Origin of the sequence: Amaricoccus macauensis (assembly GCF_049800915.1) — a bacterium.
GTDB lineage: Bacteria > Pseudomonadota > Alphaproteobacteria > Rhodobacterales > Rhodobacteraceae > Amaricoccus > Amaricoccus macauensis_A.
In genome coordinates, this window is record NZ_JBNAFY010000002.1 from 78,759 (window position 1) to 102,924 (window position 24,166).

Here is a 24,166-nt window from a genome sequence, read left to right on the forward strand (position 1 = left end):
TCCATGGAAACAATACTTCCCCAGAGCGAGGCCGAACTCGCTGACGAAATCCGACAGGCGGCGTCTTCGGGTCAGACTTTCGCGGTCCGTGGCGGTGGAACCCGAAACTCCCGTGAGCTTCCCGTCGATGCCGTGCTTTCCACCCGCGCGCTTTCCGGTGTCTCGCTCTACGAGCCAGGCGCGCTGACGCTCGTGGTCAAGGCGGGTACGCCCGTGCGTGACGTGGAGGCGTTGCTCGCGGCGGAGAAACAGCATCTCGCCTTCGAGCCCTGGGACCCGCTGGGGCTTTCGGGGCGAAACGGCACGCCGACGGTCGGCGGCATGGCGGCGGTCAACGCCTCCGGTCCGCGGCGGATCAAGGCGGGCGCCTGCCGCGATGCGATGCTTGGTGTGCGCTTCGTCGATGGTTCCGGCACCGTGATCAAGAATGGCGGTCGGGTGATGAAGAACGTCACGGGGCTCGATCTCGTCAAGCTGCTGGCGGGCAGCCATGGCACGCTCGGAGTGATGACCGAGGTCGCCTTCCGGGTTCAACCGCGCCCGGAGGTGACGGCGAGCGTGGTGCTCGACGGGCTGGATCTGGCCACGGCCTCGGCGGCGATGATCGCGGCCCTTGGAACACCTTATGACGTGTCCGGCGCGGCGCATCTGCCCGATGGTCCCGAGGGTGCGCCGATGACGGTCCTGCGACTTGAAGGGCTGGAGGGGTCTGTCAGGCATCGGGTGCGTGAACTCGCGGCCGTGCTGCGTCGTTTCGGTCCGACACGCACCCTGGAGGGTGGGAGCATCTGGGAGTCGATCCGCGATGCGTCCGGCATGGGCGCGCGCACCGGGGCGCTCTGGCGCATCTCTGTCCGACCGGGCGACGGTGCGCGGCTGGCAAGCATTCTCGACAAGGCGGAGGTGCTGCTTGACTGGGCCGGGGGGCTCCTCTGGGTGCTTGCGTCCGAGGACCATGACATCCGGGCGGCCATGGCCGGGATACCAGGCCATGCCACGCTGGTGCGGGGCGATGCGGAAACGCGGGCGCGCTGGGGCGTGTTTCATCCCGAGCCCGAGCCAGTTGCCGCGCTTTCTACAGGCTTGCGTGCGCGCTTCGACCCCGCGGGCGTCTTCAATCCCGGACTGATGGGGGACGCGCGGCAGATGCGTGTCAGCGAGGGAGCCTGAGGCCGGATGCAGACGAATTTCACGCCCCAACAGCTTGCCGATCCGGCCGTGGCGCGCTCCAACAAGATCCTGCGTACCTGCGTTCATTGCGGCTTCTGCACCGCGACCTGCCCGACCTATCAGGTGCTGGGGGACGAACTCGACAGTCCCAGGGGGCGGATCTACCTCATCAAGGACATGCTGGAGAGCGGACGGCCCGCGGATGAACGCACCGTGAGGCATATCGACCGCTGCCTTTCCTGCCTCTCCTGCATGACGACCTGTCCCTCGGGGGTGCACTACATGCATCTGGTGGATCATGCGCGCGCCCATATCGAGAAGACCTATCGCCGGCCGCTGCCCGACAGGGCGCTGCGCTGGATCCTCGCCCATGTGCTGCCCTATCCGCGTCGGTTCCGGCTCGTGATGCTGGGCGCCTGGATCTCGCGGCCCTTCGCGGGGCTCTTGCCGGGGCGTCTGAAGGCGCTCGTGCGCTTTGCGCCGCCGTCTCTGCCGCCTGTGAGCCGGGACGACGATCCGCAGGTCTTTCCGGCCGAGGGCGCGCGTCGGATGCGCGTGGCGATCCTCACCGGCTGTGCGCAGCGCGCGCTTAATACCGACATCAATTCGGCCACGATCCGGTTGCTGCGGCGACATGGCTGCGAGGTGGTGGTCGTGCGCGGCGTGGGCTGCTGCGGGTCCCTGACCCACCACATGGGGCGCGAAGCCCAGAGCCATGCCCTCGCGGCGGCCAATATCCGGGCCTTCCAGCGCGAGATCGAGGGCGAAGGGCTCGATGCGATCGTGGTCAACTCCTCGGGCTGCGGGACCACGATGAAGGACTATGGCACCATGTTCGAGGGCGATGCGCTGGCGGACAGTGCGGCAGAGGTCGCGGGTCGGACGCGTGACATCACCGAGGTGATGACTGATCTGGGGATCGAAGCGCGTGACACCACCAGGCCGCTCCGGGTGGCCTATCACGCTGCCTGCTCGCTGCAGCATGGCCAGAAGATCCGCGATCTGCCCAAGGCGCTTCTGTGCAAGGCCGGCTTCGAGGTGGTGGAGCCGCGCGACCCGCACCTCTGCTGCGGCTCGGCCGGGACATACAACCTCCTTCAGCCGGAGATCGCCACCGAGCTGCGCGACCGCAAGGTCGCCACCTTGTCCGAAGTCGCGCCCCAGGTGATCGCGGCCGGGAACATCGGCTGCATGATGCAGATCGGTTCGGGCATCTCTGCACCGGTGGTTCACACGGCGGAGTTGCTCGACTGGGCCACGGGCGGGCCGCGCCCGGCGGCACTGGAGGGGCTGGCGCAGTGACGCCCCGCTCCATCATGCGATCCATGGCGGGTGCTCTGCTCGCCAGCCTTCTGCTGGCGGTCCCGGCTCCGGCTCAGGAGGCGGCATCGGAGGCCGACGGCCGGATGCTCTCCCCGACCGAGGCCGCGCCCTTTCGGGGGATCGGGAGGCTCAACGTGGCGGGGCGGCGGTTCTGCACGGCGACGCTCATATCGGCACGGGAAGCGCTGACGGCCGCGCACTGCCTGTTCCACCCCACGACCGGGCGGCGTGTGCCAACCTCGGAGATGAAGTTCGTCGCCGGGCTCGACAGGGGCAGCTATGCCGCCCTGCGCGGGGTCGAGGCGACGGCCATCCCGCCGGATTTCGAATTCGAGACACGGCGCCCCCTGCGCTCGCTGCGTCGGGACCTGGCGCTCGTGCGGCTTGATGCGCCGGTTGCTGCGAAGGATGCCGCGCCCCTGTCGGTGGGCGTTGCCGGGGAGCCGGAAGGGCTGGCGATCGTCTCCTACAGTCGAGAGCGGTCGCAGGCGCTTTCGATCGTCCGTCCCTGCACGAGGCTGCGGGAGCGGGGGAATCTCGTGACGCTGTCCTGCCGCATCACCTTCGGCGCCTCCGGGGCGCCGGTGCTTGAACTGAACGGCGGCGAGGCGCGGATCTATGCCGTTTCATCGGCCATCGCGCAGGTCTTCGGCCAGCGTCACGCAGCGACCTACGTCGTCCGCGTCGATGCGGGAGAGGTCGAGCGTCTGCGCGCCGGACTGGCGCGGTGAGGCGTGCGCCTCCGCTTGCCCGGATTGCGCTCCGACAGGCCGTTCTGTCCCGAAACACAGTTCAGTGGGTGATCCCGGCAAGTGGAATTCCGGCTAGCCGCTGCACAATATGGGCACAACCGCCCGCTGTATTCGCTCGGCAATACCCGCCCCTTCGGGCGAGGTCTCTCCGGGCTGACGCGGCAGGCTGACCGCATGAGTGTCTAGGAAATCGAGCAGGGCCGCGCCGGTCACGGCATAGTTGATGTTTTCGGGCAGGGAACCGGTTTGCTCGATCATGTATTCCTTTCCGAGCCGGGCGACCACTACGCCCATCACCGAGCCGTCCTGGGCCAGAAGCGGTCCGCCGGAATTGCCCGTCAGCGGTCCGGGCGTTGCGACATCACGGAAATCCCGACCTTCACCGATCTGCGTTGCATTTCCAGTGCCTGGCGCTGGAGATCGAACGTCCGGCGCTGCATGTTGAGGTAGGGTTGCATGAAGGGCGAGAGGGCGTGGAGAAGGGCGCGCAATTCGCCCGCATTGGTGGGAGAAGGTTGGGGCAAAGCGTCTGTTGCGGAGACTTCGGTTGCGACCGGGGTGACCGCGCCGCTTGCCGCGAACGTTGGTCTTTGCGCGACCGCCGGTTGGGCGATGACCCGCGCAAGCTCCGTGCAATGGGCCCGGAGCGCACGAATGGCCCTCGGCACGTCGAGCCAGCAGGTGACCTCGCCATCGTCTAGCTCGATGGCGCCCCCGGCCACCTCGACGAGGCGGCGCATGGCGGCATTCTCTTCGACGCAGATCACCAGAAGCTGTTCGACACCCATCTCGTGTGCGGCCGCGATGCCTGCGGCGAAGAGCCTCCGTCCTAGGCCCTGACCCTGCAGCCTGTCCTCGACGGAGAGGCCGATCTCGGCACGGGTCGCACTGATCGGGTAAAGCTCGACCGCGCCCCGCACCGTGCCGTGGTGGCGCATCAGGTAGAGCCGGCTCGGTGCAGCGGAGCGCACGATCTTCTCGACCGCCTCCACGTTGACCGCGTGACCGAACCTGAGCGCGCGCGATCTGTCGGAAAGGCGCTTGAGATGCGCGGCAAGTGCGGCGCGCTCGTGTGGGTCGGATTCGCGCAGAGATATTTCCGCCTGCAGGCTGCGCGAAAAACGTTCGGGAGACAGCAGGGCCCGGATCTGTTCGGCGGCCTTCGCTCCCAGCACGTAGTGTTCGGTGGCCGTCAGATGGATGCCGTCCTGACCGCGCGCTGCGCCGATGAGGTCCTGAAGGTCGATCAGGGGCAGATCGGGCAGGGCGCGGGCGATTTCCGCGCCAAGGCCCACGGAGCGGGTTTCCGCACCGGCAAAGACCCGACCCATGCGGGGCGCGGGCACGGCATCGATCCGGGGAGGTGCGACGACAAGAACTCGCGGGGCGGGGTAGCGCGTGTTCACGCCGCCCGCTGCGGCTTCGGCCACGGCCACGAGGCGCGCGATGCCCGCCGCGATGTCCGGGGCCTCGCGGCCGAACTGGCGTTGCAGGTCGTTGGTGCCGAGGGCGATCACCACCGCATCCAGCGGCATGGTGCGGGCGATGGCCACCTCCAGGCTTCTCATGCCGTTGAAGCCTTCGCCCGAGACAGATCCCCAGCCGCGCGGCATGTCGAGATCCGTCGTCCGGTTGACGAGACCGTCGACGATCACCTCGCAATCGCTGCCGAGCAGCCGGCTGGCCACGCATGTCCAGCGCGCCCCGTCGGGCAGGCGCTCGCAGGGCTGGTCGAGCCCGGTGGAGGCCCATCCCCAGGTGTTGCTGTCACCGAAGACGAGGACGCGCTTGCGACCGGGGCGTGCGGGCCGTTCGCAGATCGAGCGGATGGCGAAGGCGCCGTCGGGCATCTCTTCTCCCTTGACGGCGATGTCTTTCGCACCGGTGCCTGACAGCATGATCAGCCGGTCGGCCAGATCCCCGGTTGCACGTATCCTGCGCCGGATGCCGTCGATTTCGGCCTCCGCGTCGATCCGGTGCGGGCGCGCACGGAGATCGATGTGAAAGCCGGTGCCCGCCTCCGGGAGCGTCAGCCGGGCCGAAACACCGGGAGGTGCGGTTGCGGGAGAAGGCGGCGAGGGTGTGGTTCCGGAAGCCCGGTTCGGGAACGGGCCATTCCTGTCGAACATCTGCGTCACGTGCGGGTCCTGTCGGTCATCTGTGGATCGGGAGGCATCGGCCGGGCCCAATGCGGGCGGGTGCCGTCTTGAGATCCATCAGGCCGGAGCCATGGTTATCAAATTCCTAACGGGTGGCAGGTGGGAGCAGCACCGCCCGTCAATCTGTTGAAATTTGGGGCATCTGGTCAGAATGCAGCTGAATTTCCGCTCCGCGGGATGCAGATGGCTATGGCATCTTGGCCTTTCGCAGCAGTTGCAACGCGGCGCGGCAGGGTTTATCCGTTTCGGCTCTTTCCCTCTTGGAAAAAGTGTCCAGCCATGGCCGAGGAATTCTACCGCATCAAGCGTCTGCCGCCTTACGTGTTCGCCGAGGTGAACCGTCTGAAGGCCGAGTTCCGAGCGGGCGGGATGGACATCATCGATTTCGGCATGGGCAATCCGGATATGGATACGCCGCCGCATATCGTCGAGAAGCTGGTCGAGACGGTGCGCAAGCCGCGCACCCACCGCTATTCTGCCTCCAAGGGCATTCCGGGGCTGCGCCGGGCCCAAGCCGGCTACTACGAGCGGCGTTTCGGGGTGAAGCTCAATGCCGAGACCGAGATCATCGCGACGCTGGGCTCGAAGGAGGGTCTTGCGAACCTCGCCATGGCGATCACGGCACCGGGCGACGTGATGCTGGTGCCCAACCCGTCCTACCCGATCCACCCCTACGGTTTCATGATCGCGGGGGGCACGCTCCGCCATGTCCCGACGCTTCATGAGGGGCGCTTCGACCCGGAGGAATATCTCCGGTCGCTCGAGCGCGCGGTGATCCACTCGGTGCCGGCGCCGGTGGCCCTCGTGGTCTCCTTCCCGTCGAACCCGACGGCGCAGGTCTGTGATCTGGATTTCTACAAGGATCTGATCGCCTTCGCGAAGAAGCATCATCTCTGGGTGCTGTCGGATCTCGCCTATGCGGAAATCTACTATGACGGCAACCCGCCGCCCTCGATCCTGCAGGTCGAGGGTGCAAAGGAGGTGGCGGTGGAGTTCACCTCGCTGTCCAAGACCTTCTCGATGCCGGGCTGGCGCATGGGCTTCGCCGTCGGCAATCCGCGGCTGATCGACGCGCTGACCCGCATCAAGTCCTATCTCGACTACGGGGCCTTCACGCCGGTGCAGGTCGCGGCGGCTTCTGCACTCAACGGGCCGCAGGACTGCATCGCGGAGATCCGCGCCACCTACAAGTCGCGCCGGGACGTGCTGGTCGAAAGCATGGGCCGCGCGGGCTGGGACATTCCGCCGCCGCCCGCGACGATGTTCGCCTGGGCGCCGCTGCCCGAACCGTTCCGCGAGATCGGCTCGATGGGGTTCTCGAAGATCCTGCTCCGTGAGGCCGAGGTTGCCGTCGCGCCGGGCATCGGTTTCGGGGAATATGGCGAGGGCTATGTGCGGATCGGGCTGGTCGAGAACGAGCACCGCATACGCCAAGCCGCGCGCGGGGTGCGCAAGGTGATGCAGAACGCCGAGGCGCTTCTCGACAAGTATCGCGCCGAAGCGGCCTGATAGTCCGAGCGCATCTCGCGGGTGTCAGTGCCTGCTGGCGTGAGGGCGAGGCATCTGCCATCCTCTCCCGAAACAAGCGGGAGGATGGCATGTCTGATGATGGAGCCCTGATCGGGTCGTGGTGCATGGATGCCTGGACCCGGACATCCGTGGCCACAGGCGAGACGACGGATGTGCTGGGGCCTGAGCCCATCGGCTATATCGCATATCACGCGGACGGGCGCATGATGGCGACTGTCTTCCGGCGCGACCGGCTGGTCCCGGGCGGAGACACATTGGAAGAAGCCGAGAAGGCGCAACTTTTCGATGACATGCTCGCATATGTCGCGGCCTACTCGCTCGAGGAGGGGCGTGTTGTGCATCACGTCGATGGCTCGTGGAACCCGTTCTGGCAGGGAAGCCTCTCTAGGCCTTTCACCCTGGAGGGTGACAGGCTGACCATCAGCGGCGCTCCGGGGATCGACCCAAAGACGGGCGAGGAGGTCATTTTCCGGATGGAGTTCCGCAAGGTCTGAAGACCAGGTTTTCGCCGATTGAAAGAGATCGGATCGTTGGAGTAGGTTTTCGCCCGGCCCATCAGAAGCGCGAGGCAGGAAAGTGCCGGAACTGAACCAGGACATGGCGCGACGCCTCCTCCGGCGCACGGTCATCACGACCTACTGGCTCCAGGTTCCCTTGCTCCTCGGACTGGTTCTGGCACTTGTTCTTTTCGGCCTGACCTTCTTCCATGGCATCATAGCGGCGGTGAGTTCCGGCACGTTCTTCGACCGTCACCAGTCAATCCTGCTGGTGCTGGACCTGCTAGACATGATCTTCATCGCCAATCTCATCAGCATGGTGATGGTCAGCGGCTACAACACGCTGTTTTCCGCTCTCGACGAGGAAGACGGCTCAGGCGGAATCACCGAGCGCGACGGGTTCGGCGCGATGAAGCCGCGGATTGCAGCCACAATCGTCATCATTTCCGCGATCCACCTTCTCCACGAGGTGATGGAGGATACGCTGGGGGACTGGCGGAACATCTTGATGCTGACGGTCGTGCACCTCGCGCTGCTCGGCACGGCGGCTGTTCTCATGCTCCTGCGCCGGAACTAGATCGCCCGCACGTTCCCGAGGCTGCCATGCTGATCACGCGGTGGTCGGACCACGTGATCCGACAAAATAGCCCCTCGCGGGTGCTGGACATGCTGCGGCGCAAGCGATAGGCCCCTTGGCGATCATTTTCAGGGGAACAGAGAGCCGACATGACCCAGCCACTACGCATTGGTCTCGCAGGTTTGGGAACCGTCGGTGTCGGCGTGATCAGGATTGTCCAGGACCACGCGGAGATGCTCCGCGCGCGTGCCGGTCGACCGATCGAGATTACGGCGGTATCCGCGCGCTCCCGCCACCGGGACCGCGGCGTCGCGCTTGCCGCCTATGCCTGGGAAGATGATCCCGTCGCCCTCGCGCGCCGCGACGACGTGGATCTCGTGATCGAGGTGATGGGCGGAGAGAACGGTCCCGCCAAGGCCACCACCAAGACGGCGCTGGAGAACGGCAAGCACGTCGTGACCGCGAACAAGGCAATGATGGCGCGCCACGGTCACGAATTGGCGGAGCTTGCCGAGAAGAACGGCGTCGCGCTGCGCTTCGAGGCTGCCGTGGCTGGCGGCATTCCTGTCGTTAAGGCGCTCAGTGAAGGCCTTGCGGCGAATGCCATCACGCGGGTTCTCGGCGTGCTCAACGGCACCTGCAACTATATCCTGACCGAGATGGAGCGCACGGGCGCGGCCTATGGCAAGGTGCTCGAGGACGCCCAGCGTCTGGGCTATGCCGAGGCCGATCCGACCTTTGATGTCGGTGGTTTCGATGCCGCGCAGAAACTCGCCCTGCTGACCTCCCTCGCGTTCAATACGCGGGTCGATTACGACAACCTCACCATCGAGGGCATCGAGCGCGTGAGCCTTGCGGATATCGAGCATGCGGCCGAACTCGGCTACCGGATCAAGCTGCTCGGTGTGACGCAGGTCGAGAACGGCGCGGTGGAGAGCCGGATGCAGCCTTGCCTCGTCCCGGCAGAATCCCTGCTCGGCGAGATCGAGGGTGTCACAAACATGGTGGTGATCGAGGGTGACTCGGTCGGGCGAATCATTCTCGCCGGCCCCGGTGCCGGCGAAGGGCCGACCGCCTCGGCAATCATGGGCGACGTGATCGATGTGGCCTGGGGGCTCATCCTGCCGGTCTTCGGACATCCCGCCGCCGCGCTGGCGCCTTCCAACCCCTCGAAGACCTCGAGCCGCGCGGCCTACTACCTGCGTTTCCTGCTCACGGATGCTCCGGGTACGCTCGCGAAGGTCGCGACGGCGTTGGGAGAGGCCGGAATATCCATCAACCGGATGCGGCAGGTCCAGCATTCCGAGGGCGGGGCGCCGGTGCTTATCCTGACCCACGAGACCGACCGTTCCGCTCTCGATGGCGCGCTGGCGCGGATTGCCGGGTTCGAGGCCTGCCTCGAGACGCCGGTCGCGATCCGGATCGAGGACGTCTGATTGTCGGGCGGCGGCTGCGCGGAAGGCGTTGTGCTGAGGCCCTGCCTCGAGGCGGATCTGGACGAGGTCTGCCGGATCTATGGTCATCATGTGCGGACGGGAACGGGCTCCTTTGAAGAGGTCCCACCCGAACTGGCGGAGATGCGGGCGCGCTGGCAGCGGGTGGTCGGGCTGGATCTGCCCTACCTCGTGGCCGTGGAAGGCGGCCGTGTGCTGGGATTTTCCTATGCGGCACCGTTTCACCATCGTTCCGCCTTTCGCCACACGCTTGAAGATACCGTCTATCTCGCTCCGGATGCCGTTGGCCGCGGCATCGGAAAGGCGCTGGTTTCGGAGGTGCTTCGGCTTGCGGGGCGTGCCGGCTACAAGCGGATGGTTGCGGTGATCGGCGACAGTTCGAACCAGGGCTCGATCGGCCTGCACCGTGCGCTCGGTTTCGAGCATGCCGGTATTCTGCGCGCCGTCGGGCAGAAATTCGGACGCTGGCTCGACGTGGTCTACATGCAGCGCGACCTCGAACCGGGCGACACCTCGCCGAACCCTTGAGGGCGCAGGCGGAGTGCCTGGTGCAAAGCGGGTTGCTCCGGACCGGTGGCGGGCCTAGAAGCAAGGCGTTGGTGTATCATAGGGGCCCCACATGTCTGAATCGAACATCTTTGCCGACCGTATGCTTTCGCTGGGTCTTGCCCGCGTTTCCGAGCAGGCCGCAATTGCAGCAGCGCGACTGATTGGTGGAGGTGACGAAAAGGCCGCCGACCAGGCCGCCGTGGATGCCATGCGCACCCAGCTCAACGCACTCGACATCGAAGGTGTCGTCGTGATCGGCGAAGGGGAGCGTGACGAAGCTCCGATGCTCTACATCGGGGAGGAAGTCGGCACCGGCAACGGCCCCGCGGTCGACATCGCGCTTGATCCGCTGGAAGGCACGACGCTCTGCGCCAAGGACATGCCGAACTCCCTGGCCGTTGTTGCGATGGGTCCGCGCGGCTCGATGCTTCACGCCCCGGACGTCTACATGGACAAGCTCGCGATCGGACCGGGCTATCCCACCGACTGCGTGACGCTCGACATGACCCCGACGGAGCGTGTGATGAACTTCGCCAAGGCGAAGGGCGTGACCGCGAAGGAGGTGAAGGTTTGCGTGCTTGAGCGTCCCCGGCACCAGGAAATGATTGCCGAGATCCGCGAAACGGGCGCCCATATCCGTCTGATTACCGATGGGGATGTTGCTGGTATCATGCATTGCGCCGATGCCAACCGCACCAATATCGACATGTACATGGGTTCGGGCGGGGCACCCGAGGGTGTTCTCGCGGCTGCGGCGCTGAAGTGCATGGGTGGCCAGATGTACGGCCGGCTCCTGTTCCGGAATGACGACGAACGTGGGCGGGCCACGAAGGCCGGGATCACCGATTTCGATAAGATCTACAGCCGCGACGAGCTTGTGACGCGCGACGTCATCTTCGCCGCGACCGGTGTAACCGACGGGTCGATCGTTTCCGGCGCGCGTTGGGATGGCGGTTATCTCGAGACCGAAACAGTGCTCATGCGCTCCAAGACCGGCTCGGTGCGTCACATCACCTATCGTCAGAACAATAACATCTGAGGTCAGCCGCGTGGAAAAAACACGCAGCGGCAAAGAGAAGTTCGCGATCGGCTTCATGGTCGTCTGGATCGTTTTCTGGGCGGCTGGAATGCTGATCGTGATCTATGGCCTCGTGAGATCCCTGCTGTCGGGCAACCTGACGGCAGCGGGTTTCATGGGGATTTGGCTCGTTGCAGCGGGCTTCGGGCTTGCGATGGGGATGCGCAAGCTTGTGGAGCTTCTGCGCAATGGTCGCACTGCACCAAAAGGGGCACGCAACCACGATTGGAACGACGGCACCGACGTCTGAAGGCCGACAGCCTCAGGTCGTGGTTTCTTCGGGTAGGCCTTCGACAATCGCGATATCTTCCGCATCCAGTGGCGCGTTCAGGGCCCAGGGCCGGAAGCGGAGCCGCAGTGCCTCCAGCACGGCCTCCCAACCCTGCTCGGGTTCGCGATACCCTGCGCGGTGAGCGGCCCGCTTGAATTCGGACCATTCGGACGCCCCTGTTTCGACCGGTGCAGGCCAGATCGCGTGGCCGGAGCGCGCCAGTCTCCTCCAGTCGAACTTGGGGCCGGGGTCGAACTTGCGCCCCGGAGCCGTATCCGAATGGCCCAGCACGCGCTCGGGCGGTATCTCCCAGCGCATGCGCGTATCAGCTATCAACGCCTCCAGCGCTGCCATCTGCGGTTCGGGGAAGGGGGGGAACCCTCCGAGGGACGCAGGGTTCGCCAGTTCGATGCCGATCGAATGGGAATTGATGTCTGTCACGGCCCCCCACTGGCCCACGCCAGCGTGCCAGGCCCGTCGCTCCTCCGCGACCAGCCGCGTGACCTGACCGTTCTCGCTGATGACGTAATGCGCGGATACCTCGGTTTCCGGATCGCAGAGCCGCTCGATTGCCGCGGCAGCGGTTTCCATGGCCGTATGGTGAATCAGGATCATGTCCGGCCGGTCGCAACCGCGACGCGCGCCATGGTTCGGGCTGGGTCGGTCCAAAATCTTCATGGGCGCGTGCCCGCCCGGTCGCTCAGCGCAGGGCGCGGTAGGGCGCAGGGTCCCATCTGCAGGCGAACCCGTCGCCATCGGGATCAAGCCCGAGCCTGTCGGAGGTCGGCCCGCCTGCATCGAGAAAAGCGCGTTGGGCGTCGTCGGGGTTGGAGTAGCGCCCGCAATTCGACGTGACGCGGAGGCCGCGTGACCGCTGGTAGACCTTTTCCCCGACGGCATTGCTGGTCTGCTGGGCGAAGAGAGCGATATTTGCCCCGCTGGACGATTGCGGCACGCCTGTCGGCTGAACGACGACGAGTTGCGAGCGGGCCGCCGCGAGTTCGGCTTCCGCCGCCGCCGCATCGATCTGCTGCTGTTCCAGCGAGAATTCTGCGAGATTGAGCCGGTCATCGCCGATCTGCGAGACGGATTGCCCGGTCGGAGTGGTCGTGGGCACCGAGGTCAGCCCGACCGGAACGCCCGTGCCGGCGGCTGCCGCTGCCGCGCTACCGCCGTTGCTTGAGGCCGTGCCTGTGGAGGGCGTCGTGACATATTCCGGAGGCGGCGCGTCGAAGCCCGGCGGTGGAACCTCGTAGATCACCACATCGCTCGGGACGGAGTTCGAACAAGCCGTCAGCGCGCAGATCGCCAGAATTGATAGTGCACGCATCGATTGCTCGCCTCTCGGGATAGTTCTTGCCGCTGTTTCCTACTTACCACCATTTTTCCGGTTTTGAAGCGAAACCGCTCGCGCTTTCCACCGCGAAGGCAATGTTGAGCATGTCCGCCTCTTCCCAGGGGCGCCCGATCAACTGCAATCCGAGAGGAAGTCCCTTCTCGTCAAGGCCCGCGGGCACGGAAACGCCGGGAAGGCCTGCGAGGTTCACTGTGACCGTGAAGACATCATTGAGATACATCTGCACCGGGTCCGCGTCGGCCATCTCGCCGAGCGCAAAGGCCGCAGAGGGGGTGGCGGGGGTCAGGATTGCGTCGATACCCTGGTCGAAGACCGCCTCGAAATCGCGCTTGATCAGGGTGCGGACCTTCTGCGCGCGCAGGTAGTAGGCGTCGTAGTAGCCCGCCGAGAGAACGTATGTCCCGATCATGATGCGACGTTTGACCTCTGCGCCGAAACCCTCTGCGCGGGTGCGCTCGTAAAGATCGGTGATGCCGTCGCCGGCCGCGAGCTTGGCACGACGCCCGTATCGCACGCCGTCGTAGCGCGCGAGGTTGGAGGAGGCCTCGGCCGGTGCGATCACGTAATAGGCGGGCAGGGCGTATTTCGTGTGGGGCAGCGAGATATCCACCACCTCCGCGCCGGCGTCCCGCAGCATCTCGGCACCTCGGGCCCAGATCGCCTCGATCTCGGCCGGCATCCCCTCGACGCGGTATTCCTTCGGAAGGCCGATCTTCTTTCCACGGATATCTCCAGTGAGAGCGGCTTCGAAGTCGGGGACCGGAAGATCGGCGGAGGTCGAATCCTTCGGGTCGTGGCCAGCCATTGCGCGGAGCATGATGGCGCTGTCGCGCACCGTTCGGGTCATGGGACCGGCCTGGTCGAGAGAGGAGGCAAAGGCGACGATACCCCAGCGGGAGCAGCGGCCATAGGTCGGTTTCACACCCACGATGCCTGTGAATGCGGCGGGCTGGCGAATCGATCCGCCGGTATCCGTCCCGGTTGCGCCGAGGCAGAGGTCGGCGGCCACGGCCGCCGCGGACCCGCCGGAAGACCCGCCAGGTGTCAGCGGACGGTTGTCGCCCGCGCGCTGCCAGGGGCTTTTCACCGGGCCGTAGCAGGAGGTCTCGTTCGAGCTGCCCATGGCGAACTCGTCCATGTTGAGCTTGCCGATGCAGACCGCCCCCTGGTCCCAGAGCTGCGCGGTGACCGTGCTCTCGTATTGCGGCAAGAAGCTTTCCAGAATGTTCGACGCCGCCTGGCTCTGAACACCTTCGACGCAGAACAGATCCTTGATCCCGAGCGGAATGCCGCAGAGATCCGGGGCGCCACCATCACGGATCCGCGCATCGGCACGCGCGGCCTGGTCGCGGGCCATCTCGGCGGTCAGGACCGAAAAGGCATTGAGTTCGCTTGCCGCTTCCGCCGCATCGAGGCAGGCCTCGGTCAGATCTGCCGAGGAGAAGTCACCCGCGCGGAGCTTGTCGCGGGCATCGGCGATTGTCATCCGGGTGAGTTCACTCATTATTCGACCACCTTCGGAACGGTGAAAAAACCGGCGCGCGCGTCCGGCGCATTGGTCAGGACCTTGTCGCGCTTCGAGCCGTCGGTGACGGCGTCTTCGCGCCACTTGAGCTTCATGGGGGTCACGGAGGTCATCGGCTCGATGCCCGTGACATCCACTTCCGCGAGTTGTTCCATGAAACCGAGGATCGCGGAGAGTTCTCCGGCGAGCGGGGCAAGATCGGCCTCCGCCACCTCGATACGGGCAAGATGCGCGACCCGGCGCGCGGTATCCTTGTCGATGGCCATGACTGCTCGAATGCTGGGATGTCCGTTGGGGGCCGGGAGTATCGCGCCGCGCCCCGGGGTGCAAGTGTCAGACGCAGACCGAGGGCTGGCGGCGCGGATCGCAGGCACGGACGGGTGGCCGGATCGCCGGATGAAAGGGCCTACGAAGCCACATGAAAAAGTCTCGCATTCGACGTGATTCGCGGGTTGATCTTTCTGAGGGCCTTGCGTATGAAGCCGGCCTCTGCTGTTGGGGAATAGGTTAACGGTAGACCCACGGACTCTGACTCCGTTAGTCCTGGTTCGAATCCAGGTTCCCCAGCCAGACCTTCCATTAGTTTTGTTTCTTCGGGGTTTGTCCCAGGGTTTGCGCGGTGCGCCGAGGCCGGAGTGCCGGGATCATGCCCCGGGGGCGTTCCGCTGCGAGGGCGACTGATTGAATGCCTTCGTCGGCAGGCCCTTCCTCCGCTGCTCCAATGCCGCCGCGCTCCACCAGGAAAGTTGCGAGATTGTGCGGCTGAAATACCCGTTCCACCTCTCTTCGTCGGAATCGGGGTGGAATGTGCCGTCCTCAGACAGAACCTCCTGCGCCTTCGGAACGTGGATCATCGCGGAAACGGGCAGGCAGCCAAGTTCGCTCAGAAAGCTTCGCATGGTCACCGCGGCCCGGGTGCCGCCCCACTGACCGGCGGAATAGGTCACGATGGCGCTCGGCTTGTAGGAAAAGATCGAGCTTCCGAAATGGTTGAGCAGGTCGGCAAGTGCAGGACTCATGGAGTGATTGTATTCCGGGCTCACCATCAAGTAGCAGTCCGCGTCCCTGATCCGCCCGGCGAGATCGTCCAGCGACTTTGGCGCCCTGCCGGACGCATAGGCGAAATGCGGCTTGAACGGTGCTTCCAGTTGGAAGTCCAGCGGGTCGACAATTTCGGTTTCCATGCCTTCACGGCGCGCCAGACGTGCGACGGCCTCAGCCACCCTGGCCCCCAGCCGTGCCGGTTTCGGCGGCGTGCTTTCGCGAACCGAGCCGAGAAACAGCAGTGACTTCACCTAAAACACCCCCTAAGGAATTGTCTTCGCTCGCATGATGCAACGCATCTCCGGTCGTTCCCAGCGGGAAAGCGAGGTGTCAAGAAACTGTCGCTTGCGCTGCTTGTCGAGCTTCGACGAAATTACGGCTTCAGTTCGGAAGTGAGTGTTGGAGCCGACCGCCGATGATCGTGATTCACCACAACCCCGATTGCGGAACATCGCGCAACGTCCTCTCCCTGATCCGCGCGGCCGGCTATGAGCCCGAAGTCATTCCCTATCTCGAGACCGGCTGGTCCCGCCCTCAACTTCTTGCACTTTTCGCGGCGGCAGATCTGACCCCGCGCGCGGCCCTGCGCATCACCAAGAGCCCGGCGAAGGAACTAGGCCTGCTGGACCCATCCGTCTCCGATGCGGCGCTACTCGATGCCATGCTCGAGCATCCTGTTCTGGTGAACCGGCCGATCGTCTGCACGCCGAAGGGTGTGCGGCTCTGCCGTCCCTCGGAATTCGTGCTCGACCTTCTTGATCGCTGGCCTGAAGGCCCGGTCTACAAGGAAGACGGGCAGATGATCCTCGACGACATGGGCCACAGGGTCGTCTAGGGCCTGACTGACGGACTTCGCAGTCCGCGACCGCTTCCACACTGGCATGCATGGGGGCTATGGAGCGTCTCTCGCTGGAATGGCCATCCTCGGAGTGCCCCCGTCTAGCGGTAGAGCCCGACGCCATGTATCCAGTGAATATCATGGTAGACGAAAGTTCCCGTCATGCTGCTTCGGTAGGCTTGAAGCCTTCGGACCTGAAACGCGCGTTCGGGAATGCGCAGAGAAGGGCGGCGAATGTTCAGGGGAATCGCGGCCTCGAAGCCTCTGGAGCCGTAGTATCCGGGATTGCCTTCGAGCAGGACCATGGGCACGCCAAACCCGTCTGCCTGGCTCATTGCCGCCTCGATGAGCGCGGTACCGATCCCGGCGCGCTGCACGTCGGGGCGAACCCCCAGCGGCGACAGTACCATCACATCGATCATGCGGTCCCAGCCGTCGAGCCACGCATGGCTCACCATCACATGACCGAGCGGAACGTCTGCCCCATCCGTTGCAACCAGTGAGATCGTGGGGAAAGCCGCGTCCAGTTCCCGCAGGTCCTGAACAAGGGCGGGGACGCTGCTTTCCGCGCCGAAAGCTGCGCCGTGCAATTGCGCGATGTGTGTCCGATCGGCGGCCCTCTCGTTCCGGATGGTGCAGTCGTGCCGCATTCATGTTCCCCTTGTGTCGCCTCGCAGGGCGGAATGCTCCCGCCTGTCAGTCTTGAGCGCGCTCGGCACCTGGAACCTTTCCGCCCAGATTGTCGCGAAGGCGCCGAGCCGTGAGGAGAAACGCCTCCGCGTCCTTGCCAAGAACCTCGTGTATCCGGCGATCCACTTCGGACCATGCTTCGCAGATGCCATCCAGCATGGTCTTGCCCCTCGGCGTGAGTTCAACAACATTCTGGCGACGTGAATTGGGGTCGACGGCCCGCGTGATCAGCCCGGCATGGAGCAGCCGGCCGGTCATCGTACTCATGCTGGCTGACGTGACACCGAAGGCCGAGGCGAGGCCCGTCTGGGAAACCGGGCCCATCCTGCCGATAGCTTCCAGAACGCGGGCCTGTCGTGGAAGGATGCCAAGGGGTTTCAACTGCCGACGCTGCTCCTGTTCGATGAGCGCGGCGCTGTGGAGGAGGCCGTGGAAGGCATGCTGATCTGGTCGCATGTTGATAGTTAGTATTCTAGCAATCGGACCCGCGCAACGGATGTGTTGCCGAACCCAATGCGCAAGGGCCATCCCATGGCCGTGGCGTGCGTCCGTTCCCGTTTGCCGATCGGGGCCGCAAGAGCCATGCTTCGGGCGCTGAGCCGGCGCTTGCTCATGCGAAAGCACCGGTTGTGGAGGTGCTCTCGAATGTTCCCGGACCCTCGGGTTCATCGCTTCTCATGTTCCTTGTGGTTTCCATGCTCAATTCATACGGTTTCGGCGCCGGCGCGCCGCAGATGCTCACCGGCGAGATCACGACCGGCATCTTCATTGCCGCCAGCGCCCGGAGGGCTTTCCGATGATCCTGCCCCGTCACCTGCAAGCCGATGATCCGCGGTTTCTGGCGCTTGTTCATCCGCTCTCCGACCTGGAGCGGATTGCGACAGGGTTTACCTGGACCGAAGGGCCGGTGTGGTTCGGCGATCACCAGTGCCTTCTTTTCTCCGAGATCCCCTCGCAGCGCGTCTTGTGCTGGCGGGAAGGCGAAGGTGTCTCGGTTTTTCGTTCGCCGAGCCAGTTTACCAATGGCAACACACGCGACCGTGCGGGGCGCCTGGTCTACTGCCGGCACGGCCCGCGCGATGTGGTCAGAACGGAGTATGACGGCTCGCTTACCGTTCTGGCTGACAGCTTCGAGGGCAGGCGGTTGAATTCGCCCAATGACGTTGTCGTCACCTCGGACGGGGCTGTCTGGTTCACCGACCCCACCTACGGCATTATCTCGAATTTCGAAGGGTGTCGCGCGGAGCCGGAACAGTCTTCGCGCAATGTCTATCGTCTCGGGCCCGATGGCCGTCTGACAGCCGTCATTACCGATTTCACCCAGCCCAATGGCCTTGTCTTCTCACCGGACGAGACGCGGCTTTACGTGGCGGAAAGCGGCCAGAGCCATGACAGCAGCGTACCGGCCGTGATCCGCCTGTTCGACCTTGCCGGCGGGCAGGTGATGGATGCCGGAATATTCGCGACCCTCGATCAAGGTTTCCCGGATGGAATGCGCGTCGACGAAGCGGGCAACCTCTGGACCTCGGCCTTCGACGGCGTCCACTGCTTTGCCCCGGACGGGACCCGGCTCGGAAAGATCCTCGTGCCCGAACGCGTTGCCAACCTCGCGTTCGGCGGTCCGACCGGCCACACGCTGTTCATCACGGCGACTTCCAGTGTCTATCGGGTCTTCGTCGATACTCGGGGAGCAGAGCCCTGGACGCATGGCTCGTGAGGGGGTTGCGCGCGGCGGTGTCCGTTTTCTTGCCGCTCGATGATCCGCGGCGGTTCAGTTCGAAGTGGATTGGTCCTATGCTTTCGGAGAACGGCATTTCCCGCCAGGAGCGAGACCAATGGCACAGCTGACCGACCGCCCCGCCTACTCCTATCGCGACGATCCGGCCGTTCCCGAGTTCGATGACAGCGGACCGGTCGTCGTGATGGACGGAAACTGCATGCTTTGCTCGCAGGGGGCGCGGATCATCAGCCGGCTCGACCGCAAGCAGGCCTTCCGCATCTGCCCGATCCAGACCCCGCTCGGCGGCGCTCTTCTCGCGCACTACGGGCTGGAACCGGACGACCCTGAAAGCTGGCTCTTTCTCGACGAAGGCAAGGCGAAGGGATCTCTGCAAGCCATCATCGGCATAGGCCGCAAGCTCGGCGGGATCGGCTGGGCTCTTGCGCCACTCGGGATCCTGCCGCGGGCCGTGCAGGACTGGCTCTACCGCCGCATCGCCTACAATCGCTACCGGCTTTTCGGACATTCGGACATGTGCGCCATGCCCGATCCTGCGCTCAAGGCTCGCTTGATCGGCTGACAAACCTTCCCGATCGTGCCCCGCAGCGGACATCAAGCCGGAAATGCGGCGACCCGCTTCGAGGTGAAGCACGCGCCGTGCGCGCAAGGCCCGCCAGACCCATGTGCTTCAGTAGGTGCGGATCAAGCCTACGAGCTTGCCCTGAACCTTAACCTGGTGGTCCTGGTAGAGCCGTGTCTCATAAGCCGGGTTGGCGGCCTCGAGCGCAATTGTCGTGCCCCGCCGCCGGAAAGTCTTCAGCGTCGCTTCCTGTTCTTCGACGAGCGCCACGACGATGTCGCCGTTATCGGCATGCGACTGCTCCTGGATCACCACGACGTCGCCGTTGTTGATCCCGGCATCGATCATCGAATCGCCCTTGACCGAAAGTGCGTAGTGCCGCCCGTCCGTGCGCAGCATCGAGGCTGGCACCGCAACATTGTGGGAACACTCCTGGATTGCCGCAATCGGCACCCCGGCGGCAATCCGGCCCATGACGGGGAGTTCGATGGCCGCAATCCTGACCGGCGATGCCTGCTGCGGGGCGGGAGGCGCAGGACGCTTGCCCTCGATCACCTTTGGCTGGAACCCGGCGCTCTCTTCCATGTTTTCCGGAAGCTTGAGAATTTCGATGGCACGGGCGCGATGTGCAAGGCGCCGGACAAAGCCGCGCTCCTCCAGTGCCGTGATCAGACGGTGGATGCCGGACTTGGATCGCAGATCGAGCGCATCCTTCATCTCGTCGAACGACGGGGGGACCCCATCGCGCTGCATGCGTTTGTGAATGAACTGCAGCAAATCATATTGCTTGCGCGTCAGCATGTCCCGATCCTTTGCCCAATACACAGTCGTTCTACTAACGTTCTCGTTTTGTGTCAAGTTTCGACACGAACGCACAATTATAAGTTTATCACAACCACATGAATTCCACTAATGCGCCTGTTTCCTGTGTAGAATCTCCAGCAGGTCGCACCAAGAGGGCATTGGCTTCGGCAAGCACCGAGAGCAGGGAACTGTCCTGCCGATCAAACGGTGTGCAGACCCAGCCATCCCCTCCCGCGACGACACGTGCCCTCATGTAATGTTGCCGCGGTCCGTTGGTTCCAAGGGGCTTGTCGAGCCGCGCGGGCAGGGTCGGAGGGAGTTCGCCGGGCAGCCCCAGCATGCGCTCGATGGCGGGCAGAAGGAACAACTTTCCGCAGACGATGGCCGAAACCGGGTTCCCGGGCAGACCCACAAGGGGCGTGCCGCCAAGCCGCCCGGCCATCAGCGGCTTGCCTGGGCGGATCGCGACCTTGTAGAATTCGAGCTCCAGCCCCTTCGAGACCGCCGTGCTCTGCACCAGATCGTGATCGCCCACAGAGGCACCGCCGATCGTCACGATCAGATCCGCGCCTGCCGCAAGTGCGAAACAGGCCGCGAGGCTTTCGGGCGTGTCATGCGCGATGGGCAGCACTCGCACCTCCGCCCCGTGGGTCTCGAACATCGCCTTCAGGGCGAAATGGTTGGAGGCCACGATCTGGTCCGGGCCGGGTTCCTCGCCCGGCAGGACCAGTTCATCGCCGGTGGCAATGATGGCGATGATCGGCTTGCGCGCCACCGGCAGCTCGGCGATGTTCATCGCTGCAAGAAGCGCAAGATCCGCTGGACCCAGCCGCCTCAGTGCCGAAACGCGCGCCCCTTCCGCGAAATCCACCCCGGCCGGGCGGATGTTCTGGCCCGGATCAGCCGCTTGCCGCAGAATGACTGTATCGCCCTCGCGCTCGGTCTCCTCCTGGATGACCACGCGGTCCGCACCATCAGGCACCGGCGCGCCGGTGAAGATTCGGGCCGCCTCTCCAGGGGCCAGGGGCTTGTCGTAGCGTTGCCCTGCCGCGGATTCGCCCACAACGCGAAGGCGCGCGCCCACCTGGGCATCCTCGGCGCGCACCGCATATCCATCCATTGCGGAGGAGGGGAAGGGCGGCTGCGTGCGCCGCGCGAACTGGTCCTCTGCCAGAACGCGCCCGGATGCTCTTGCTATCGGGATCATCTCCGGCCCGAGCGGCGCGAACAGCTCCATCAGCCGCGCATGGGCCTCCTCGACGCTGATCATCCCGGGATCACTCCGCTTCGAAACGGCCGGACTTGCCGCCATCCTTGAAGGCCAGGCGGATCTCGCCGATCACCATGCCCTTGTCCACGGCCTTGAGCATGTCGTAGATCGTTAGGCACGCGACCGAAACGGCCGTCAGCGCCTCCATCTCCACACCCGTCGGTCCGGTGGTGCGAACCTGCGCTTCGACCCGAACGAGATCGGCCTCCGGGTCCGGCTCGAAATCCACAGTCACCTTCGAAAGCGCCAGCGGATGGCAGAGGGGCACCAGATCGGCGGTGCGCTTGGCGGCCATGATGCCCGCGATCCGTGCGACACCGAGCACGTCACCCTTCTTCGCCGTGCCCAATTGCACCAGCGCCAGCGCCGCGGCGGACATGGAAACCGTGCCGCGCGCGATGGCCACCCGCGCGGTTGCCGATTTTTCCGACACATCCACCATCTGCGCCGCGCCTTTGGCGTCGAAATGGGTAAGCGACCCGCTCATGGCGCGCCTATTCCGCCTGCGGCCGCCAGGGGCTCCGCAGCAGGTCCCGCGTTGCCGCCTCGACATCGTCCTGCCGCATCAGCGTCTCGCCGATGAGGAAGCATCGCACGCCGAACCGGGCGATCTGAGCCAGATCGGCGCGCGTGGCGAGCCCGGATTCCGAGACGACCAGCCGATCCTGGGGCACCCCGCGTGTGAGCGTCTTGGTCGTTTCGAGATCCGTGACGAAAGTGTTCAGATCGCGGTTGTTGATGCCCACCAGCGGCGAGCGCAGCTTGGCGGCGCGCTCAACTTCCTCGCTCGTATGCACCTCGATCAGAGCGTCCATGCCCCATTCGAAAGCGGCCGTCTCGATCTCCTCGGCCTGTGCGTCCGAAACACTGGCGAGAATGATCAGGATGCAATCCGCTCCGATCGCGCGGCTCTCCACCACCTGCCATGGGTCGTAGATGAAATCCTTGCGCAGCACGGGAAGCGACACTGCATCGCGTGCCTCTGCCAGATAGCTGTCGCGCCCCTGGAAGCTCGGCGCGTCGGTGAGTACCGAAAGGCAGGTCGCACCCCCGGCCTCGTAGGCGGCGGCGATGCTTGCGGGATCGAAATCCTCGCGGATCAGCCCCTTCGAGGGGCTTGCCTTCTTCACCTCCGCGATGAGGCCGTAGTCTCCCCTCGCCGAGGCCTCGCGGAGGGCGCGGGCAAAGCCGCGGGTCGGGCCCTGCGCACGGGCAGCCCCCTCGATCTCGCTCAGGGGGCGCGCCGCCTTGCGTTCAGCCACATCCGCCAGCTTGTATGTCTTAATATCGTCGAGGATGCTCACGTCTCTAGCTCTCCGCTCCCGCCCGCGCCGTGAAGGCTGCAAGCGCCTGTGCCTTCTTCCGCGCCGCACCGCTGTCGATGCTTTCGCGCGCCAGTTCCACACCCGAGGAGAGTGCCGGTGCACGTTCGGCAATCACCAGCGCCGCGGCGGCATTCAGCAGCACCGCATCGCGATAGGCCGAAGGTGCGCCGTCGAGCAGCGCCCGCAGGGCTGCACCGTTCTCTTCCGGGGTTCCGCCCAGGATCTCGGAGAAATCGCGCGCAGGCAGTCCCGCCTCTTCCGGGTGAATGGCAAATTCCGTGACCTTGCCGTCCTTCAGCTCCGCCACATAGGATTCGCCCGAGATCGAGATCTCGTCGGTTCCGTCCGATCCATGCACCAACCAGGCGCGTTCCGATCCCAGCACCCCGAGCGTTTCGGCCATGGGCCGGATCATCGCGCGGGAATAGGCGCCGGTCAGTTGCCGCTTCACGCCTGCCGGATTGGTCAGCGGACCGAGGACGTTGAAGATGGTCCGCGTGCCCAGTTCGATCCGCGCGGGCATCACGTGCTTCATCGCCGGATGGTGCATGGGGGCCATCATGAAGCAGATGCCGACCTCCGCCAGCGCCTTCTCCACCGCCTCCGCCCCAAGCATCACGTCGATCCCGAGCTGTGACAGCGCATCCGCGGAACCGGACTTCGACGAAAGATTCCGGTTGCCGTGCTTCGCGATCGCGACGCCGGCACCTGCCACCACGAAGGCGGTGGCGGTCGAGATGTTGAGAGTGCCCTTGCCGTCGCCGCCGGTGCCGACAATGTCCATCGCACCTTCGGGGGCCGCCACCTTGAGGCACTTCTGCCGCATCACCTGCGCCGCGGCCGCGATTTCCCCGACGCTCTCGCCGCGCGCGCGCAGCGCCATGAGAAAGCCGCCAACCTGCGCTGGCGTCGCCTGGCCTTCCATGATCGCGGTGAAGGCCGCTTCCGCCTCGTCGCGCGAGAGCGGGGCCTCGGCGGCCCGACCGATCAGCGGCTTGAGGCCGTCACTCATGCAGGGACCTCTTCGGTCTCCGCGATCTCGAGGAAATTTTTCAGGAGCGCATGTCCGTGCTCGGAGGCGATCGACTCGGGGTGGAACTGCACCCCGTGGATCGGCAGGTTCTTGTGCTTCAGCCCCATGATCGTGCCGTCTTCCAGTTCCGCGGTAACTTCCAGTTCCTCGGGAAGCGAGGCGCGCTCGACCACCAGCGAGTGATACCGCGTTGCCTGGAAAGGCGAGGGCAGGCCGGCAAAGACGCCCGCGCCCGCATGCTCGATCGTGCCCATCTTGCCATGCATGATCTGGTCCGCGCGCACCACCTGTCCGCCGAAGGCCTGGCCGATGGCCTGATGCCCGAGACAGACGCCGACCAGGGGGGTGCGCGTCTCCGCGGCGGCGGCGATCAGCGCGAGGCAAATGCCCGCCTGATCCGGCGCGCAAGGGCCAGGTGAGAGCAGGATCGAGGACGGTTTCAACGCCATCGCCTCCTGCACGTCGAGCGCATCATTGCGTTTCACGAGAACATCGGCACCCAATTCGCCGAGATAATGGTAGAGATTGTAGGTGAAGCTGTCGTAGTTGTCGATGAGCAGCATCATCTCTGCAGTCCTCCCCAAGACCGAATTGGTGCGCGTACGGATTGGCGCCGGTTG

29 protein-coding genes and 1 tRNA gene are annotated in these 24,166 nt (G+C 65.1%); 15 read left to right on the plus strand and 15 right to left on the minus strand.

Annotated elements, in window-relative coordinates; translation table 11 throughout:
- Window positions 1-3 precede the first annotated feature (3 nt).
- The 3 genes from ACP15W_RS04605 to ACP15W_RS04615 are packed head-to-tail and all read left to right on the plus strand — an operon-like array spanning window position 4 to window position 3,224.
- Window positions 4-1,170: an FAD-binding protein gene (locus tag ACP15W_RS04605; protein ID WP_424931682.1), complete on the plus strand. Its 1,167-nt coding sequence runs from the start codon at window positions 4-6 to the stop codon at window positions 1,168-1,170.
- Between the two features lie 6 nt (window positions 1,171-1,176).
- Window positions 1,177-2,472 (plus strand): glycolate oxidase subunit GlcF, encoded by a 1,296-nt coding sequence (glcF, locus tag ACP15W_RS04610; protein WP_424931683.1) that lies wholly within the window; start codon window positions 1,177-1,179, stop codon window positions 2,470-2,472.
- On the plus strand, window positions 2,469-3,224 hold the full coding sequence (locus ACP15W_RS04615; protein WP_424931684.1) for a trypsin-like serine peptidase: 756 nt from the start codon (window positions 2,469-2,471) through the stop codon (window positions 3,222-3,224). The genes glcF and ACP15W_RS04615 overlap by 4 nt, the downstream gene beginning before the upstream one ends.
- A gap of 93 nt (window positions 3,225-3,317) precedes the next feature.
- Here the strand turns inward: ACP15W_RS04615 and ACP15W_RS04620 are convergent, their stop codons facing one another.
- Together ACP15W_RS04620 and ACP15W_RS04625 are read right to left on the minus strand one after the other, a co-directional pair.
- Window positions 3,318-3,539 carry a hypothetical protein gene (locus ACP15W_RS04620; RefSeq protein ID WP_424931685.1) on the minus strand — a complete coding sequence of 74 codons (222 nt, stop codon included), beginning with the start codon at window positions 3,537-3,539 and terminating at the stop codon, window positions 3,318-3,320.
- A 44-nt stretch (window positions 3,540-3,583) separates the two neighbouring features.
- Window positions 3,584-5,374 carry a GNAT family N-acetyltransferase gene (locus ACP15W_RS04625; protein ID WP_424932276.1) on the minus strand — a complete coding sequence of 597 codons (1,791 nt, stop codon included), beginning with the start codon at window positions 5,372-5,374 and terminating at the stop codon, window positions 3,584-3,586.
- Window positions 5,375-5,683: 309 nt separating this feature from the next.
- Here ACP15W_RS04625 and ACP15W_RS04630 point away from each other — a divergent pair, with 309 nt between their 5' ends.
- The 7 genes from ACP15W_RS04630 (at window position 5,684) to ACP15W_RS04660 (ending at window position 11,339) form a co-directional block, all read left to right on the plus strand.
- On the plus strand, window positions 5,684-6,913 hold the full coding sequence (locus tag ACP15W_RS04630) for an LL-diaminopimelate aminotransferase (protein ID WP_424931686.1): 1,230 nt from the start codon (window positions 5,684-5,686) through the stop codon (window positions 6,911-6,913).
- 89 nt (window positions 6,914-7,002) lie between these two features.
- Entirely contained in the window at window positions 7,003-7,428 is a 426-nt protein-coding gene (locus ACP15W_RS04635) for a lipocalin-like domain-containing protein (RefSeq protein ID WP_424931687.1), read from the plus strand.
- An 82-nt stretch (window positions 7,429-7,510) separates the two neighbouring features.
- Complete coding sequence (locus ACP15W_RS04640; RefSeq protein WP_424931688.1) at window positions 7,511-8,008, plus strand: YqhA family protein; 498 nt, start codon at window positions 7,511-7,513, stop codon at window positions 8,006-8,008.
- 149 nt (window positions 8,009-8,157) lie between these two features.
- Window positions 8,158-9,444: a homoserine dehydrogenase gene (locus ACP15W_RS04645; protein ID WP_424931689.1), complete on the plus strand. Its 1,287-nt coding sequence runs from the start codon at window positions 8,158-8,160 to the stop codon at window positions 9,442-9,444.
- Window positions 9,445-9,474: 30 nt separating this feature from the next.
- Window positions 9,475-9,990, plus strand: coding sequence for an N-acetyltransferase family protein (locus ACP15W_RS04650; RefSeq protein WP_424931690.1), 516 nt, complete (start codon window positions 9,475-9,477; stop codon window positions 9,988-9,990).
- 91 nt (window positions 9,991-10,081) lie between these two features.
- Window positions 10,082-11,050 (plus strand): class II fructose-bisphosphatase, encoded by a 969-nt coding sequence (gene glpX, locus ACP15W_RS04655; RefSeq protein ID WP_424931691.1) that lies wholly within the window; start codon window positions 10,082-10,084, stop codon window positions 11,048-11,050.
- 10 nt (window positions 11,051-11,060) lie between these two features.
- Window positions 11,061-11,339 carry a hypothetical protein gene (locus ACP15W_RS04660; protein WP_424931692.1) on the plus strand — a complete coding sequence of 93 codons (279 nt, stop codon included), beginning with the start codon at window positions 11,061-11,063 and terminating at the stop codon, window positions 11,337-11,339.
- Window positions 11,340-11,351: 12 nt separating this feature from the next.
- Here ACP15W_RS04660 and ACP15W_RS04665 read toward each other — a convergent pair whose 3' ends face one another.
- The 4 genes from ACP15W_RS04665 to gatC are packed head-to-tail and all read right to left on the minus strand — an operon-like array spanning window position 11,352 to window position 14,508.
- Entirely contained in the window at window positions 11,352-12,038 is a 687-nt protein-coding gene (locus tag ACP15W_RS04665; protein ID WP_424931693.1) for an N-acetylmuramoyl-L-alanine amidase, read from the minus strand.
- Between the two features lie 22 nt (window positions 12,039-12,060).
- Complete coding sequence (locus tag ACP15W_RS04670) at window positions 12,061-12,690, minus strand: hypothetical protein (RefSeq protein WP_424931694.1); 630 nt, start codon at window positions 12,688-12,690, stop codon at window positions 12,061-12,063.
- Between the two features lie 43 nt (window positions 12,691-12,733).
- Complete coding sequence (gene gatA / locus ACP15W_RS04675; protein ID WP_424931695.1) at window positions 12,734-14,221, minus strand: Asp-tRNA(Asn)/Glu-tRNA(Gln) amidotransferase subunit GatA; 1,488 nt, start codon at window positions 14,219-14,221, stop codon at window positions 12,734-12,736.
- Window positions 14,221-14,508, minus strand: a complete 288-nt coding sequence (gatC, locus tag ACP15W_RS04680; protein WP_424931696.1) for an Asp-tRNA(Asn)/Glu-tRNA(Gln) amidotransferase subunit GatC — start codon at window positions 14,506-14,508, stop codon at window positions 14,221-14,223. The genes gatA and gatC overlap by 1 nt, the downstream gene beginning before the upstream one ends.
- 230 nt (window positions 14,509-14,738) lie before the next feature.
- On the opposite strand from gatC, the gene ACP15W_RS04685 reads away from it, so the two are divergent.
- A tRNA-Gln gene (locus ACP15W_RS04685) sits at window positions 14,739-14,812 on the plus strand.
- Window positions 14,813-14,886: 74 nt separating this feature from the next.
- Here the strand turns inward: ACP15W_RS04685 and ACP15W_RS04690 are convergent.
- The gene (locus ACP15W_RS04690; RefSeq protein ID WP_424931697.1) at window positions 14,887-15,537 is read right to left on the minus strand and encodes an NADPH-dependent FMN reductase; all 651 of its coding nucleotides are present in this window, start codon (window positions 15,535-15,537) and stop codon (window positions 14,887-14,889) included.
- A gap of 164 nt (window positions 15,538-15,701) precedes the next feature.
- Here ACP15W_RS04690 and arsC point away from each other — a divergent pair, with 164 nt between their 5' ends.
- Window positions 15,702-16,121, plus strand: a complete 420-nt coding sequence (arsC, locus tag ACP15W_RS04695) for an arsenate reductase (glutaredoxin) (protein WP_424931698.1) — start codon at window positions 15,702-15,704, stop codon at window positions 16,119-16,121.
- Between the two features lie 104 nt (window positions 16,122-16,225).
- Here the strand turns inward: arsC and ACP15W_RS04700 are convergent, their stop codons facing one another.
- On the minus strand, window positions 16,226-16,774 hold the full coding sequence (locus ACP15W_RS04700; protein WP_424931699.1) for a GNAT family N-acetyltransferase: 549 nt from the start codon (window positions 16,772-16,774) through the stop codon (window positions 16,226-16,228).
- Window positions 16,775-16,820: 46 nt separating this feature from the next.
- Window positions 16,821-17,270, minus strand: coding sequence for a MarR family winged helix-turn-helix transcriptional regulator (locus ACP15W_RS04705; protein WP_424931700.1), 450 nt, complete (start codon window positions 17,268-17,270; stop codon window positions 16,821-16,823).
- 86 nt (window positions 17,271-17,356) lie between these two features.
- On the opposite strand from ACP15W_RS04705, the gene ACP15W_RS04710 reads away from it, so the two are divergent.
- The 3 genes from ACP15W_RS04710 (at window position 17,357) to ACP15W_RS04720 (ending at window position 19,114) form a co-directional block, all read left to right on the plus strand.
- A complete protein-coding gene (locus ACP15W_RS04710) occupies window positions 17,357-17,614 on the plus strand; it encodes a hypothetical protein (RefSeq protein WP_424931701.1) in 258 nt (85 codons plus the stop codon).
- Window positions 17,611-18,531, plus strand: coding sequence for an SMP-30/gluconolactonase/LRE family protein (locus tag ACP15W_RS04715; protein ID WP_424931702.1), 921 nt, complete (start codon window positions 17,611-17,613; stop codon window positions 18,529-18,531). The genes ACP15W_RS04710 and ACP15W_RS04715 overlap by 4 nt, the downstream gene beginning before the upstream one ends.
- 118 nt (window positions 18,532-18,649) lie before the next feature.
- Window positions 18,650-19,114, plus strand: coding sequence for a thiol-disulfide oxidoreductase DCC family protein (locus ACP15W_RS04720; protein WP_424931703.1), 465 nt, complete (start codon window positions 18,650-18,652; stop codon window positions 19,112-19,114).
- A 108-nt stretch (window positions 19,115-19,222) separates the two neighbouring features.
- Here ACP15W_RS04720 and lexA read toward each other — a convergent pair whose 3' ends face one another.
- The 6 genes from lexA to ACP15W_RS04750 form a co-directional block, all read right to left on the minus strand.
- The gene (gene lexA / locus ACP15W_RS04725; RefSeq protein ID WP_424931704.1) at window positions 19,223-19,915 is read right to left on the minus strand and encodes a transcriptional repressor LexA; all 693 of its coding nucleotides are present in this window, start codon (window positions 19,913-19,915) and stop codon (window positions 19,223-19,225) included.
- 88 nt (window positions 19,916-20,003) lie between these two features.
- Entirely contained in the window at window positions 20,004-21,188 is a 1,185-nt protein-coding gene (glp, locus tag ACP15W_RS04730) for a gephyrin-like molybdotransferase Glp (protein ID WP_424931705.1), read from the minus strand.
- 7 nt (window positions 21,189-21,195) lie between these two features.
- Window positions 21,196-21,675: a cyclic pyranopterin monophosphate synthase MoaC gene (moaC, locus tag ACP15W_RS04735; RefSeq protein WP_424931706.1), complete on the minus strand. Its 480-nt coding sequence runs from the start codon at window positions 21,673-21,675 to the stop codon at window positions 21,196-21,198.
- Between the two features lie 7 nt (window positions 21,676-21,682).
- Window positions 21,683-22,492, minus strand: coding sequence for an indole-3-glycerol phosphate synthase TrpC (gene trpC / locus ACP15W_RS04740; protein WP_424931707.1), 810 nt, complete (start codon window positions 22,490-22,492; stop codon window positions 21,683-21,685).
- Window positions 22,493-22,496: 4 nt separating this feature from the next.
- Window positions 22,497-23,525, minus strand: coding sequence for an anthranilate phosphoribosyltransferase (gene trpD / locus ACP15W_RS04745; protein ID WP_424931708.1), 1,029 nt, complete (start codon window positions 23,523-23,525; stop codon window positions 22,497-22,499).
- Window positions 23,522-24,112, minus strand: a complete 591-nt coding sequence (locus ACP15W_RS04750) for an anthranilate synthase component II (protein ID WP_424931709.1) — start codon at window positions 24,110-24,112, stop codon at window positions 23,522-23,524. The genes trpD and ACP15W_RS04750 overlap by 4 nt, the downstream gene beginning before the upstream one ends.
- Window positions 24,113-24,166: the final 54 nt, after the last annotated feature.

Excerpts from the sequence above, each read along its gene's own strand:
- lexA (WP_424931704.1), bottom strand. The coding sequence starts at position 19,915 with ATGCTGACGCGCAAGCAATATGATTTGCTGCAGTTCATTCACAAACGC.
- glcF (WP_424931683.1), top strand. The coding sequence starts at position 1,177 with ATGCAGACGAATTTCACGCCCCAACAGCTTGCCGATCCGGCCGTGGCG.
- moaC (WP_424931706.1), bottom strand. The coding sequence starts at position 21,675 with ATGAGCGGGTCGCTTACCCATTTCGACGCCAAAGGCGCGGCGCAGATG.
- ACP15W_RS04625 (WP_424932276.1), bottom strand. The coding sequence starts at position 5,374 with ATGTTCGACAGGAATGGCCCGTTCCCGAACCGGGCTTCCGGAACCACA.
- arsC (WP_424931698.1), top strand. The coding sequence starts at position 15,702 with ATGATCGTGATTCACCACAACCCCGATTGCGGAACATCGCGCAACGTC.
- ACP15W_RS04720 (WP_424931703.1), top strand. The coding sequence starts at position 18,650 with ATGGCACAGCTGACCGACCGCCCCGCCTACTCCTATCGCGACGATCCG.
- ACP15W_RS04645 (WP_424931689.1), top strand. The coding sequence starts at position 8,158 with ATGACCCAGCCACTACGCATTGGTCTCGCAGGTTTGGGAACCGTCGGT.
- glp (WP_424931705.1), bottom strand. The coding sequence starts at position 21,188 with ATGATCAGCGTCGAGGAGGCCCATGCGCGGCTGATGGAGCTGTTCGCG.
- gatC (WP_424931696.1), bottom strand. The coding sequence starts at position 14,508 with ATGGCCATCGACAAGGATACCGCGCGCCGGGTCGCGCATCTTGCCCGT.
- ACP15W_RS04635 (WP_424931687.1), top strand. The coding sequence starts at position 7,003 with ATGTCTGATGATGGAGCCCTGATCGGGTCGTGGTGCATGGATGCCTGG.
- ACP15W_RS04665 (WP_424931693.1), bottom strand. The coding sequence starts at position 12,038 with ATGAAGATTTTGGACCGACCCAGCCCGAACCATGGCGCGCGTCGCGGT.
- ACP15W_RS04630 (WP_424931686.1), top strand. The coding sequence starts at position 5,684 with ATGGCCGAGGAATTCTACCGCATCAAGCGTCTGCCGCCTTACGTGTTC.
- ACP15W_RS04670 (WP_424931694.1), bottom strand. The coding sequence starts at position 12,690 with ATGCGTGCACTATCAATTCTGGCGATCTGCGCGCTGACGGCTTGTTCG.
- trpD (WP_424931708.1), bottom strand. The coding sequence starts at position 23,525 with ATGAGTGACGGCCTCAAGCCGCTGATCGGTCGGGCCGCCGAGGCCCCG.
- ACP15W_RS04750 (WP_424931709.1), bottom strand. The coding sequence starts at position 24,112 with ATGATGCTGCTCATCGACAACTACGACAGCTTCACCTACAATCTCTAC.
- ACP15W_RS04700 (WP_424931699.1), bottom strand. The coding sequence starts at position 16,774 with ATGCGGCACGACTGCACCATCCGGAACGAGAGGGCCGCCGATCGGACA.
- ACP15W_RS04705 (WP_424931700.1), bottom strand. The coding sequence starts at position 17,270 with ATGCGACCAGATCAGCATGCCTTCCACGGCCTCCTCCACAGCGCCGCG.
- gatA (WP_424931695.1), bottom strand. The coding sequence starts at position 14,221 with ATGAGTGAACTCACCCGGATGACAATCGCCGATGCCCGCGACAAGCTC.
- ACP15W_RS04620 (WP_424931685.1), bottom strand. The coding sequence starts at position 3,539 with ATGGGCGTAGTGGTCGCCCGGCTCGGAAAGGAATACATGATCGAGCAA.
- glpX (WP_424931691.1), top strand. The coding sequence starts at position 10,082 with ATGTCTGAATCGAACATCTTTGCCGACCGTATGCTTTCGCTGGGTCTT.
- ACP15W_RS04715 (WP_424931702.1), top strand. The coding sequence starts at position 17,611 with ATGATCCTGCCCCGTCACCTGCAAGCCGATGATCCGCGGTTTCTGGCG.
- ACP15W_RS04605 (WP_424931682.1), top strand. The coding sequence starts at position 4 with ATGGAAACAATACTTCCCCAGAGCGAGGCCGAACTCGCTGACGAAATC.